This window comes from Pseudomonas sp. 20P_3.2_Bac5 (assembly GCF_025466035.1).
Lineage (GTDB): Bacteria > Pseudomonadota > Gammaproteobacteria > Pseudomonadales > Pseudomonadaceae > Aquipseudomonas.
In genome coordinates this window covers 1-11696 of sequence record NZ_JANLOA010000088.1, presented here as the reverse complement: position 1 = coordinate 11696, position 11696 = coordinate 1, and the positions used below count along the sequence as shown (strand labels likewise).

Here is an 11696-nt window from a genome sequence, read left to right as displayed (position 1 = left end):
CGTGGCTGATATGCCCATCCACCACGGTGAAGCGCACCGCGCCCGGCAGGCAGTGGCCGATGAACGGGCAGTTGTCGCCTTTGGAGCGCCATTGCTCGCCCGCCACGGTGGAGGCTTGCGGGTCGAACAGCACCAGGTCCGCAGCCGCGCCGACGCGCAGTTCGCCCGCCGGCAGGCGCAGCGCCGCGGCAGGACCAGCGGACAGACGCTGGAGCAAGGTCGGCAGGTCGAGCAGGCCGTCTTCCACCAGGGTCATGGCCAGCGGCAGCAGCAGTTCGACGCTGCTGATACCCGGCTCGGTAGCGCCGAACGGCGCCAGCTTGGCGTCGCGCTCATGGGGCTGGTGATGGCTGGAAATCGCCTGGATCACCCCGGACTTCACCGCTTCGCGCAGGCCGTCGCGGTCGGCGCGGGTGCGCAGCGGCGGTTGCACGTGGTACAGGCTGGAGAAGTCCACCAGCGCTTCATCGGTGAGAATCAGTTGGTACAGGGCGACGTCGGCCGTGACCGGCAGACCGCGGGCCTGGGCCTGGGCGATCAGTTGGGCGCCGCGGGCGCTGGTCAGTTGGCTGAAGTGCGCGCGCACGCCGGTTTGTTCCACCAGCAGCAGGTCGCGGGCGAGGGCCACGGTCTCGGCGGTTTCCGGGATGCCCGGCAGGCCGAGGAAGCTGGCCATCGCGCCTTCGTGCGCCAGGCCGCCGTGGGCCAGGTCGCGGTCCTGGGAGTGGAAGATCACGGTCAGGTCGAAGGTGGCCGCGTATTCCAGCGCCCGGCACAGGGTGCGGGTGTTGCGGAAACTTTCCAGGCCATTGCCGAAGGCCACGCAACCGGTGTCGCGCAGGGCCACCAGTTCGGCCAGTTGCTCGCCTTCCAGGCCTTTGCTCAGGGCGCCGATCGGGAACACCTTGGCGTGGCCGGCTTCGCGGGCGCGGTCGAGGATCAGTTCGGCGACCGCCGAGGTGTCCAGCACCGGTTTGGTTCGCGGCGGGCAGCATAGGCTGGTGACGCCACCGGCAGCAGCGGCGCGGGTTTCGCTGGCGATGGTGCCCTTGCGGCTGTAGCCGGGCTCGCGCAGCGAGACGCTGAGGTCGACCAGGCCAGGCGCGGCGACCAGGCCCTTGGCGTCGAGGCTGCGGGCAGCGCTGAAGCCGGCGGGGGCGGCACCGATGGCAACGACCTTGCCGCCATCGATGTGCAGGTCGGTGACCTGGTCCAGGCCGCTGTTGGGGTCGATGACCCGGGCGCCGAGGATACTGAGGGTCACTGGGCGTTCTCCTGCTCGAATTGACGTTGGGCGTTCTGCCCGCTCATGGCCATGGACAGCACCGCCATGCGGACGGCGATGCCGTAGGTAACCTGGTTGAGGATCACCGAGTGGGCGCCGTCGGCCACCGCCGACTCGATTTCCACGCCGCGGTTGATCGGGCCCGGGTGCATGACGATGGCATCCGGCTTGGCGCCGGCCAGGCGCGCGGTGGTCAGGCCGAACAGGCGGTAGAACTCGCCTTCGCTGGGCAGCAGGCCGCCGGCCATGCGCTCACGCTGCAGGCGCAGCATGATCACCACGTCGACGTCCTTCAGGCCTTCTTCGAGGTTGGTGTAGACCTTCACGCCGTACTGCTCGATACCGATCGGCAGCAGGGTTTTCGGGCCGATCACGCGGATGTCCGGGCAACCGAGGGTCTTCAGCGCGAGCATGTTCGAGCGCGCGACCCGCGAGTGCAGGATGTCGCCGACGATGGCCACCGAGAGGTTTTCGAAGCCGCCCTTGTGCCGACGAATGGTCAGCATGTCGAGCATGCCCTGGGTCGGGTGGGCGTGGCGGCCGTCACCGCCGTTGATGATCGCCACTTCCGGGCAGACGTGCTCGGCGATGAAGTGCGCCGCGCCGGAGTCGCCGTGGCGGACCACGAACATGTCGGCGGCCATCGCTTCGAGGTTGCGCAGGGTGTCGAACAGGGTTTCGCCCTTGCTGGTCGAGGAGGTCGACACGTTCAGGGTGATCACGTCCGCCGACAACCGCTGGGCGGCCAGTTCGAAGGTGGTGCGGGTGCGGGTGGAGTTCTCGAAGAACACGTTGCAGACGGTCTTGCCGCGCAGCAACGGGACTTTTTTCACCGCCCGGGCGCCGACTTCGAGGAACGAGTCGGCGGTGTCGAGGATTTCGGTGAGCAGCTCGCGGGGCAGGCCGTCGAGCGAGAGGAAGTGGCGTAGCTGGCCCTGGTCATTGAGCTGCAGCGGGCGCTTGGCGTCGAGTGGCGTCATCGCGGGGGACTCTTAAAGGGCGGAAGCGGAGGCGAGGTCCTGGCGCTCGAGGACGAGCGGCGCGGGGCCGAGCAATTTTACCCGTTCATGGGCGGCCAGCGACAGGGTGGCGCCGACCACGTTCGGCCTGATCGGCAGTTCGCCGGCGTCCAGGTCGAGCAGGCAGACCAGGGTCACGCTGGCCGGGCGGCCATAGTCGAACAGTTCGTTGAGGGCGGCGCGGATGGTCCGGCCGCTCATCAGCACGTCGTCCACCAGCACCAGGTGCTGGCCTTCGATCTCGAACGGCAGCTCGGACGGGCGCACCTGCGGGTGCAGGCCGTTCTGGCTGAAATCGTCGCGGTAGAACGAAACATCGAGGGTGCCGAGGGCGGCGTCGCTGCCCAGCTCGTCCAGCAGCGCCTTGGCTACCCAGACGCCACCGGTACGGATACCGATGTAGCGAGGTTCGGCGATGTTGCGGCGGCTCAGATGGGCGCGAAGGTCAACGGCCATCTGCCGGATCAGTTCGGCGGGATTGGGTAGGCTCATGCTTGCTCCTCAAATGGCCGGGGCAGAGGGCTGGCCCGGCTTGATACGTTACGACTGCGCGGGATTGGCCTCCAGCCAGCCTTGCAGCAGCAAGGCGGCGGCGATGGCATCGACCGGGTTGTCGCGATAACTGCCGCGCTGGCCACCACGAGCCATGCGCTCGCCCTTGGCCTCGAAGGTGGTCAGGCGTTCGTCGTGGGTGTGTACCGGCAGGTTGAAGCGGCCGTTCAGGCGGCGGGCGAACTTTTCGGCGCGCGCGCTCATTTCGCTGGGCGTGCCGTCCATGTTCAGCGGCAGGCCGACCACCAGGGCGTCGGGTTGCCATTCCTTGATCAGTTTTTCGATCTGGCTCCAGTCCGGCACGCCGTTCTGCGCCTTCAGCGTGCACAGCTCGCGGGCCTGGCCGGTGATCATCTGGCCGACGGCGACGCCGATCTGCTTGCTGCCGTAGTCGAAACCCAGCAGCAGACGAAGTTCGGCCATCAGGCGTGCCCCGCCTGGCTGGTGAGCAGGTGCAGGTTGATGCCGAGCTGCGCGGCGGCGGCGTCGAGGCGCAGCTCGCAGGCGATGCCAAAGAGGATTTCGGGATCGAACGGGCAATTCAGCCAGGCGTTGTCGGCCAGTTCCGCTTCCAGTTGCCCGGCTTCCCAGCCGGCGTAGCCGAGGGTGATCAGGCTCTGGCGCGGGCCGCTGCCGTCGGCGATGGCAAACAGCACGTCTTGCGAGGTGGACAGCGACAGGCCATCGAGTTCGATGGTGGCCTGGTAGGACTTCTCACTGGTGTGCAGTACGAAACCGCGGTCGGTCTGGACCGGGCCGCCGATGTAGATCGGCACGTTCGCGCTGGCGGGCGATGGCTCGACCTCCGGCTGCAACTGCTCGAGGATATCGGCCAGGGTCAGCTCCTGCGGACGGTTGATCACCAGGCCCATGGCACCGTTGGCATTGTGCTCGACGATGTAGGTCAGGGTCTGCGCGAAATTCGGGTCCGCCATGTGCGGCATGGCGATCAGGAACTGGTGCTTGAGGTAAGTCGGGCTGAGGTTTTTCATAGCTATGTAGTGTGGCGGCGAGGCGCCGGACTGACAAGCCGCGCCACGGCCTTAATTGCTCGACAGGCGGTCGCCACGGGCGAAGCGCCAGGTGCGGATGATTTCCAGCCGGTCGATGTCGTTCAGGTCGCCGGTGAACGGCGCAAAAGGTGCCGCCAGACGGACGATACGCTGCGCTGCCTGGTCCAGCAGCGGCTGGCCGGACGACTCCAGCACCAGCACCTCGTAGAGCGAGCCGTCGCGGTTGATCGACACCATCAGCCGCAGGCTGCCGTAGATCTGCTGGCGGCGGGCTTCGTCGGGGTAATTCAGGTTGCCGATGCGCTCGACCTTCTTGCGCCACTCGTCCTTGTACCAGGCGCCCTTGTCGCGCATGGTCGAGGCGGCGCTGATGCGGTGGATACGCGGGCGCTTGGCATAGAGCTGTTGTTCATTGGCCAGTTCAGCTTCGAGGCTGGCGATCTGGTCGGATAGCTGCGAGCTGTCGAAGTCCGGGGTGGTGGCCTTGGGCGCCTGCTGGGGCTTGGCTTCCTTGGGGGTGTTCTGGACTTTCTGCGGCTTCGGCGCGACGGTGGTGACCACGGCCTTGGCCGGCGGCGGCGGGACATCTTCCTGGCGCGATACCGGCGGCGGGGTGACCTTGTTCACCTTGCTGTCCTGGAACGGCGCCACCTCGGTGGTCTTCGGCACCTCGGCCTTGTCCAGCGTGCCGGCGCCCTGCTGGTTTTCCTGGGCGAGGAAATCAGCTTTTTTCGGCGCCACTTCGCTCTTGAAGGTCGCCAGGGTGATTTCCATGGTCCGGCGGATTTCTTCGGGCTTGGCGAAGGTGAAACTCACCCCGAGGATCAGCGCCAGGTGCAGCAGGGCGGCCACGAACAGGGTAAAACCCAGGCGGTCCGCCGCGCGAACGCGGGGCGGGGCAAAGTCGGCGGGGAGTTCGGCGGGAAGCGTCATCGATAGTCCAGCAGCCGGGATGAACCGGCGGAGCAGGGTGCCCAGGTCGTGAAAGACCGGCATGATAACCCACTCCGTACGGTTTCCCCTTGTCGTCGGTCAGCGTGCCTTGAGCTTGCGATCGATGGCGTCCATCAGTTGCGCGCCGATCTTGGTGCCGTAGGCGTTGTCGATTTCGCGAATGCAGGTCGGGCTGGTGACGTTGATTTCAGTGAGGTGCTCGCCGATCACATCGAGGCCGACGAACAGCAGGCCCTTCTCACGCAAGGTCGGGCCGACCTGGGCAGCGATCCAGCGGTCGCGTTCAGTCAGCTCGCGGGCTTCGCCGCGGCCGCCGGCGGCCAGGTTGCCGCGGGTTTCGCCGCTGGCCGGGATGCGCGCCAGGCAGTACGGCACCGGCTCGCCGTCGATCATCAGGATGCGTTTGTCGCCGTCCTTGATCGCCGGCAGGTAAGCCTGGCCCATGATCTGCTGGGTGCCGTGCAGGGTCAGGGTTTCGAGAATCACCGAGAGGTTCGGGTCGCCGGCGCGGTGGCGGAAGATCGAGGCACCGCCCATGCCGTCCAGCGGCTTGAGGATGACGTCGCCATGCAGGGCCGCGAATTCGCGCAGGATGTCCGGGCGGCGGCTGACCACGGTGGGCGGCGTGCAGTGCGGGAACAGCGTGGCGAACAGCTTTTCGTTGCAGTCGCGCAGGCTCTGCGGACGGTTGACCACCAGCACGCCGGCGGCTTCGGCCTGCTCCAGCAGGTAGGTGCTGTAGACGAACTCCATGTCGAACGGCGGATCCTTGCGCATCAGGATCACGTCGAGGTCGCTCAGCGGGGCGTCTTGCTCGGCGTCCAGTTCGAACCAGCGGGTCGGGTCGGCGAACACCTTCAGCGGGCGCATGCGGCCGCGGGCCACGCCCTGGTTCTGGTAGAGATCCTGCTGTTCCATATAGAACAGGCTCCAGCCGCGCTCCTGGGCTGCCAGCAGCATGGCCAGCGAGCTGTCCTTCTTGTAGGAGATGGACGCGATGGGGTCCATGACAATGCCGAGGCGAACGCTCATCGGGGAATTTCCTCTCGGCGGCGCGGGGCCGCGGTAGCTCGAATGAAAAGTGGCGTCAGGGTGGCGCTCGCAAGGCTGGCGGTCAAGGGAAAAACGCGGCCAGGCCGGGCCCTGCCCCGGCTCGATGGAATGCACCCCATGAGTGTGCTAAAAATGCGTGGCAGGTGGCCGGCATGGCGCTACTTATCAGGTAACGGTAGAGCGAATATGGTTCAGCCCGACACGGCATTGAAGGTGATGGTGATCGACGACTCCAAGACGATTCGTCGCACCGCGGAAATGCTGCTCAGTGAAGCAGGGTGTGAGGTCATCACGGCAATCGACGGTTTCGATGCCCTAGCCAAGATCGTCGACCACCGTCCCGGCATCATCTTCGTCGATGTGCTGATGCCGCGCCTGGACGGCTACCAGACCTGCGCGCTGGTCAAGCACAACAGCGCGTTCAAGGATATTCCGGTGATCATGCTGTCGTCCCGCGACGGCCTGTTCGACAAGGCCCGGGGCCGGATCGTCGGCTCGGATCAGTTCCTGACCAAACCGTTCAGCAAGGAAGAACTGCTGGAAGCGATCCGCGCCCACGTGCCCGGTTTCGCCGCAGAAGAACAACACGCACCCTGACGCCACGGCCAAGGCCGCTGGCGTCTTTTCCTTTCATGGGGAACAGCATGGCCCGAATTCTGATCGTCGATGACTCGCCGACTGAAATGTACAAACTCACCGAAATGCTCGAAAAAAACGGGCACACGGTGCTCAAGGCGGAAAATGGCGCCAATGGCGTTGCCCTGGCGGTGCAGGAAAAGCCCGACGCGGTGCTGATGGACATCGTCATGCCCGGCGTGAACGGTTTTCAGGCCACCCGGCAACTGAGCAAGAACCCGGAAACCTCACACATTCCCATCATCATCGTCACCACCAAGGACCAGGAAACCGACAAGGTCTGGGGCAAGCGCCAGGGCGCCAGTGATTATCTGGTCAAGCCGGTGGATGAAGATGCCCTGATCAAGGTGCTCGACGGCGTTCTCAAGGGTTGAGCCGCGGGGCCATGGGCGAATCGCTGACGGCGTTCGAGCTGCTGCTGGACATCGACCGGCGCTGCCGCCTACTGGCTGCCGACCTGCCGTTGCAGGAAACCCGCCTGCAATCCTGGAGTGGCATCGGTTTTCGTCTCGGCGGGCATTGCTTCGTCGCGCCGATGGGGGAAGTCGCCGAAGTGCTGCAGGCGCCCCGCCTGAGCCGCATCCCCGGGGTCAAACCGTGGGTTGCCGGGGTGACCAACCTGCGCGGACGCTTGCTGCCGGTGACTGACCTCTGCGGTTTTCTTGGCCTGGAGCCCGCGGTGACGCGCAAGCAGCGCCGGGTGCTGGTGCTGGACCATGAAGAGCTGTTCACTGGCCTGCTGGTCGACGAAGTGCTCGGCCTGCAGCATTTCGCCCTCAACAGCCTGGAGCTGTCGCCACCTTCGCCGCTGCTGACCGGCGCCGCGCCGTTCGTCCAGGGGCATTTCCAGCGTGAGCACTGCTGGGGGATTTTCAGCCCGTTCGCCCTGGCCCAGGCGCCCGGTTTTCTCGATGTCGCGCTGTAAAGGAACGCCAGACCCGTGACCCAATTCAGACCCGCCAGCGCAGTCAAAGGCTCTCGCAGCAGCGCACAGATCGCCGCACTGTTCGTCGTGCTGATCCTGTCGATCATCCTGCTGTTCGCCAACTTCGCCTACCTCAACACCCAGGCCAACCACGACAAGCAGTACATCGGTCACGCCGGCGAACTGCGGGTGCTGTCCCAGCGCATCGCCAAGAACGCCACCGAGGCTGCGGCCGGCAAGACCGTGGCCTTCCGCCTGCTGAGCGAGGCGCGCAATGACTTCGAACAGCGCTGGGGCTACCTGAAGAAGGGCGATTCGAGCACCGGCCTGCCGTCGGCGCCGCCGGCGGTGCGTGCCGAGATGGACGCGGTGCAGCGCGACTGGGAAAACCTGCGCAAATACACCGACACCATCCTCGCCAGCGAGCAGACCGTGCTTTCCCTGCATCAGGTCGCCGCGACCCTGGCCGAAACCGTGCCGCAGTTGCAGGTCGAGTACGAGAAGGTCGTGGAAATCCTCTTGCAGAGTGGCGCGCCGGCCAATCAGGTGGCGGTGGCCCAGCGTCAGGCGCTGCTGGCCGAGCGCATCCTGGGTTCGGTCAACACCGTACTGGCCGGCGACGAAACCTCGGTGCAGGCCGCCGATGCCTTTGGCCGCGACGCCAACCGCTTCGGCCAGGTGCTGGAAGGCATGCTCGGCGGCAACTCGACCATCCAGATCACCCGTGTCGAAGACCCCGACGCCCGCGCCCGCCTCGGTGAAATCGCCGAGCTGTTCCAGTTTGTCGCGGGCTCGGTGGACGAAATCCTCGAAACCTCGCCGGAGCTGTTCCGCGTGCGGGAAGCTGCCGGCAACATCTTCAGCCTCTCGCAGACCCTGCTGGACGAAGCTTCGCGCCTGGCCAGCGGTTTCGAAAACCTCGCTGGCGGGCGCACCCTGGATACCGTTGGCGGCTACGTGCTGGGCTTGCTGGCGCTGGCCTCGATCATCCTGATCGGCTCGGTGATGGTCCGCGAGACCAACCGCCAGTTGACCGAAACCGCCGAGAAGAACGAACGCAACCAGCAGGCGATCATGCGCCTGCTGGACGAAATCGAAGACCTCGCCGATGGCGACCTGACCGTCACCGCCTCTGTCACCGAGGACTTCACCGGCGCCATTGCCGACTCGATCAACTATTCCATCGACCAGCTTCGCGACCTGGTGGCGACCATCAACCTCAGCGCCGAGGAAGTCGCCAGCGCCGTGGAGGACACCCAGACCACCGCGCACCAGCTCGCCAAGGCCTCCGAACACCAGGCGCAGCAGATCGCCGATGCGTCGATGGCGGTGGGCGACATGGCCGAATCCATCGACCGGGTGTCCGGGCATGCCTACGAGTCGGCCAAGGTGGCCGAGCGCTCGGTTGCCATTGCCAACAAGGGCAACGAGGTGGTGCACAACACCATCCACGGCATGGACAACATTCGCGAGCAGATCCAGGACACCGCCAAGCGGATCAAGCGTCTTGGCGAGTCTTCCCAGGAAATCGGCGACATCGTCAACCTGATCGACGACATTGCCGACCAGACCAACATCCTCGCCCTCAACGCGGCGATCCAGGCGTCCATGGCCGGTGAGGCCGGGCGCGGGTTTGCCGTGGTGGCCGACGAAGTGCAGCGGCTGGCCGAGCGGTCATCGTCGGCGACCCGACAGATCGAGGCGCTGGTGCGGGCGATCCAGGTCGATACCAACGAAGCGGTCATCTCCATGGAGCAGACTACCGCCGAGGTGGTGCGCGGCGCGCGCCTGGCACAGGATGCCGGCGTGGCCCTGGCCGAGATCGAAGGCGTGTCGCAGACCCTCGCCGAGCTGATCCACAGCATTTCCGACGCGGCGCAGTTGCAGACCTCCTCGGCCGGACAGATCTCCCACACCATGGCGATCATCCAGCAGATCACCTCGCAGACCTCGTCCGGCTCGACCGCCACCGCCGAAAGCATCGGCAACCTGGCGCGGATGGCCAGTGAAATGCGTCGCTCGGTTTCGGGCTTCACCCTGCCACCGGCACCGGAGTCGCGCTGATCCGGCGCGTGGGCATTAATGGCTACTGGAGTGGGTATGGCTGACCGGCAAGATTTCGTCGCCCTGGCGTGGACCAAGGGGGCGATTGACGAGAGCCTCGGGCAGGCGCGGCAGGCGCTGGACCATTTCGCCGGCAATTCGGGTGAAGCGCAGGAACTGAGCGGCTTCATCGACAGCCTGCACCAGGTGCACGGCTGCCTGGTGATGCTCGAGCTCAAGGGCGCGGCGCTGCTCGCCGAAGAAATGGAACTGCTCGCCAGAGCCTTGGGCGAGGGCCGCGTGCCCGCCCGTGGTGAAGCGCAGGGCATGCTGTTTCGGGCTCTGAGCCAGTTGCCGTTGTACCTGGACCGCCTGCGCGGCGCCCGCCGCGATTTGCCGCTGCTGGCGCTACCGCTGCTCAATCAGTTGCGCGCGGCCCGGGGTGCCGAGGCCGTTGGCGAGGGCGCCCTGGGCGTGATCCCCGCGCCGGCGGCCGGCGACAGCCTGGAACTGTCGCTCGATGCCCTGCAAGGCCAGTTGCCGACGATGCCCGACCGCGATGCGCTGCGTTCGGTGGTGGCGGCGGTGCGCGAAGACCTGATCCGCATCAAGGAGCGCCTTGACCAGTTCGTTCGCGGCGACCGCGAGCAGCTTTCGGAACTCGACGCCCTGCTCGCGCCGCTGCGGCAGATGGCCGACACCTTGGCGGTGCTGGGCTTCGGCCAGCCGCGCCGGGTGATTCTCGATCAGGTTGCCGTTTTGCAAGGCGTGGTTCAGGGCCAACGGGCGCTGGAAGACGCGCTGCTGATGGACGTGGCCGGCGCGCTGCAGTACGCCGAAGCGACGTTGGGCGGCATGGTCGGCTCCCTCGAATCCTTGAATCAGACGCCGCCGCCCGGCACCGACCTCACGGAAATCCGCCAACTGGTGCTGGATGAAGCACACGGCGTGCTGTTGCAGGCCCGCGATCTGATTGCCGATTGCCTTGAAGCCGGTTGGGAGCGCCAGCGCCTGCAGCCGCTTCCCGACCTGCTGGTGCAGATTCGTGGCGCCCTGGCGATGCTGATGCTGCCGCGACCCGCTGCGCTGGTGCAGCGCTGCACCGACTACCTCCAGGCCCACGTGCTGCAGGCCGAATCGTTGCCCGGCAGTGTGGAACTGGACCATCTGGCCGATGTGATCGCCAGCCTCGAATGCTACCTGCAAGCCATGAGCATCGACCTGCAAGCCGAGGTCGATCCGCTGCTGGAGCGCGCCGGCAACGCCCTGGCTGCGCTGGGCTTCGCGGCGCCGACGGCGCCGGTGGCGGAACCCCTCGCGGTGGTTGCCGCACCGTTGCCGGTGGATGACGAACTGCGCGAAGTCTTCCTCGAAGAAGCCGAGGAAGTGCTGCAACAACTGGACGAGCATTGGCAGCAATGGCGCGGCGAGGGCCATCCCCGCGAAGCGCTGGTGGAACTGCGCCGCGGCTTCCACACGCTCAAGGGCAGCGGGCGCATGGTGCGCGCGCAGGTCCTGGCGGAGCTGGCCTGGGGCACCGAGCACCTGCTCAACCGCATGCTCGAAGGCCGCGTCGGCAGCAGTGACGAGGTGCTCAAGGCGATCGAACAGGTGCTCACCTTGATGCCGCCGCTGGTGGCCGAGTTCGGCAGCGGCGAGGAACACGCTCACGCGCGGGTCGAGCACCTGGCCGGCCATCTTCATGCGTTGGCGATGAATGACCCGGTGACGGGCGGCGAGAAGTCGGACGCCCTCGACCCGCAACTGCTGGAGATTTTCCGCAACGAGGCGCAGGCCCACCTGGCCAGCCTCGACGCGTTTCTTGAAGGCGCCGAATTGCACCTGCCGGCGCCGGTCAGCGACGATCTGCAGCGCGCTTTGCACACCCTGAAGGGCAGCGCAGCGATGGCCGGGGTGACCCCGATTGCCGAACTGGCCACCGCGCTGGACTTGCTGGCGCGGGAGTTCAAGGCCCATCAACTGGGCTTCGACCTCGATGAAATCTACCTGCTGCAAATGGCCGAGCCGCTGATGCGCCGAGGCCTGGAGCAACTGGGCAGCACGCCGCTGGCGCCGATCAAGGGCGCTGACATTCTGATCGAACAGGTCGATCAGGTGGTCAGCGCACGGCTGCAGGCGCTGCTTGATTCGCCGAGCGATCAGTTGCGGATCAAGCGCGATCCCCCACAGCAACCCCCCTTACAAAAACACGGGCT

General features: G+C 66.3%; 12 protein-coding genes. 5 read left to right on the top strand and 7 right to left on the bottom strand.

Features of this window, described 5'->3' with window-relative positions:
* The 7 genes from NTD88_RS15755 to gshB all read right to left on the bottom strand — a co-directional run.
* Window positions 1–1264: dihydroorotase (locus NTD88_RS15755; RefSeq protein WP_262191739.1), on the bottom strand; the 1264-nt coding region annotated here is incomplete at its 3' end.
* Entirely contained in the window at window positions 1261–2265 is a 1005-nt protein-coding gene (locus NTD88_RS15750) for an aspartate carbamoyltransferase catalytic subunit (RefSeq protein WP_095155855.1), read from the bottom strand. The genes NTD88_RS15755 and NTD88_RS15750, both read right to left, overlap by 4 nt.
* Window positions 2266–2277: 12 nt before the next feature.
* The gene (gene pyrR, locus NTD88_RS15745) at window positions 2278–2796 is read right to left on the bottom strand and encodes a bifunctional pyr operon transcriptional regulator/uracil phosphoribosyltransferase PyrR (RefSeq protein ID WP_095155856.1); all 519 of its coding nucleotides are present in this window, start codon (window positions 2794–2796) and stop codon (window positions 2278–2280) included.
* Between the two features lie 48 nt (window positions 2797–2844).
* Window positions 2845–3279: a Holliday junction resolvase RuvX gene (gene ruvX / locus NTD88_RS15740; RefSeq protein WP_095155857.1), complete on the bottom strand. Its 435-nt coding sequence runs from the start codon at window positions 3277–3279 to the stop codon at window positions 2845–2847.
* A complete protein-coding gene (locus NTD88_RS15735) occupies window positions 3279–3848 on the bottom strand; it encodes a YqgE/AlgH family protein (protein WP_095155858.1) in 570 nt (189 codons plus the stop codon). The genes ruvX and NTD88_RS15735 overlap by 1 nt, the downstream gene beginning before the upstream one ends.
* A 51-nt stretch (window positions 3849–3899) precedes the next feature.
* The gene (locus tag NTD88_RS15730; protein WP_095156109.1) at window positions 3900–4802 is read right to left on the bottom strand and encodes an energy transducer TonB; all 903 of its coding nucleotides are present in this window, start codon (window positions 4800–4802) and stop codon (window positions 3900–3902) included.
* A 99-nt stretch (window positions 4803–4901) separates the two neighbouring features.
* Window positions 4902–5855 (bottom strand): glutathione synthase, encoded by a 954-nt coding sequence (gshB, locus tag NTD88_RS15725; RefSeq protein WP_262153838.1) that lies wholly within the window; start codon window positions 5853–5855, stop codon window positions 4902–4904.
* Window positions 5856–6062: 207 nt separating this feature from the next.
* Here gshB and pilG point away from each other — a divergent pair, with 207 nt between their 5' ends.
* From pilG to NTD88_RS15700, 5 genes are all read left to right on the top strand, one after another.
* Window positions 6063–6473 (top strand): twitching motility response regulator PilG, encoded by a 411-nt coding sequence (pilG, locus tag NTD88_RS15720; protein WP_095155860.1) that lies wholly within the window; start codon window positions 6063–6065, stop codon window positions 6471–6473.
* Window positions 6474–6520: 47 nt separating this feature from the next.
* Entirely contained in the window at window positions 6521–6886 is a 366-nt protein-coding gene (pilH, locus tag NTD88_RS15715) for a twitching motility response regulator PilH (protein ID WP_095156110.1), read from the top strand.
* 11 nt (window positions 6887–6897) lie between these two features.
* Window positions 6898–7437, top strand: coding sequence for a chemotaxis protein CheW (locus NTD88_RS15710; protein ID WP_095155861.1), 540 nt, complete (start codon window positions 6898–6900; stop codon window positions 7435–7437).
* 15 nt (window positions 7438–7452) lie between these two features.
* The gene (locus NTD88_RS15705; protein ID WP_095155862.1) at window positions 7453–9501 is read left to right on the top strand and encodes a methyl-accepting chemotaxis protein; all 2049 of its coding nucleotides are present in this window, start codon (window positions 7453–7455) and stop codon (window positions 9499–9501) included.
* A gap of 36 nt (window positions 9502–9537) precedes the next feature.
* Window positions 9538–11696: Hpt domain-containing protein (locus tag NTD88_RS15700; RefSeq protein WP_262191738.1), on the top strand; the 2159-nt coding region annotated here is incomplete at its 3' end.

Coding starts and splice junctions, on each gene's coding strand:
- pilG (WP_095155860.1), top strand. CDS start 6,063: ATGGTTCAGCCCGACACGGCATTGAAGGTGATGGTGATCGACGACTCC.
- ruvX (WP_095155857.1), bottom strand. CDS start 3,279: ATGGCCGAACTTCGTCTGCTGCTGGGTTTCGACTACGGCAGCAAGCAG.
- pilH (WP_095156110.1), top strand. CDS start 6,521: ATGGCCCGAATTCTGATCGTCGATGACTCGCCGACTGAAATGTACAAA.
- NTD88_RS15735 (WP_095155858.1), bottom strand. CDS start 3,848: ATGAAAAACCTCAGCCCGACTTACCTCAAGCACCAGTTCCTGATCGCC.
- NTD88_RS15730 (WP_095156109.1), bottom strand. CDS start 4,802: ATGACGCTTCCCGCCGAACTCCCCGCCGACTTTGCCCCGCCCCGCGTT.
- gshB (WP_262153838.1), bottom strand. CDS start 5,855: ATGAGCGTTCGCCTCGGCATTGTCATGGACCCCATCGCGTCCATCTCC.
- NTD88_RS15750 (WP_095155855.1), bottom strand. CDS start 2,265: ATGACGCCACTCGACGCCAAGCGCCCGCTGCAGCTCAATGACCAGGGC.
- NTD88_RS15710 (WP_095155861.1), top strand. CDS start 6,898: ATGGGCGAATCGCTGACGGCGTTCGAGCTGCTGCTGGACATCGACCGG.
- pyrR (WP_095155856.1), bottom strand. CDS start 2,796: ATGAGCCTACCCAATCCCGCCGAACTGATCCGGCAGATGGCCGTTGAC.